Source organism: Streptomyces flavochromogenes (assembly GCF_000717595.1).
Taxonomy (GTDB): domain Bacteria; phylum Actinomycetota; class Actinomycetes; order Streptomycetales; family Streptomycetaceae; genus Streptomyces; species Streptomyces flavochromogenes.
Genome location: NZ_JNZO01000147.1, coordinates 1 through 232, shown reverse-complemented (window position 1 = coordinate 232; position 232 = coordinate 1). Strand labels below are relative to the sequence as shown.

Below are 232 nucleotides of genomic sequence, written 5' to 3'. Positions count from 1 at the left end.
GGTCCACACGTGGCGGCCGAACTCGCCGTACTCGGCGCGGATCGGACGGCCGTAGTGGTCGTAGGTCATGTCCGAGACGAGGGTGGCGCTGCTCGTGTCGGTGACCGTGCCGACCGTGTCGAGCAGTCCCGTGACCGCGGTGTAGCCGTTGCTGACGAGCTCGTAGGGCAGGTCGGCCATCTCCGGGTGCTCCACGTCCTGCACCGCACCGGTGTTGGCGTTGTACGAGGTG

Annotated in this window: 1 protein-coding gene; it reads right to left on the bottom strand. The window is 68.1% G+C overall.

All coding sequences use genetic code 11. The annotated features are described in order from the left end of the window. On the bottom strand, positions 1-232 hold a 232-nt coding region (locus IF00_RS42400; RefSeq protein WP_037640692.1), incomplete at both ends, for a hypothetical protein.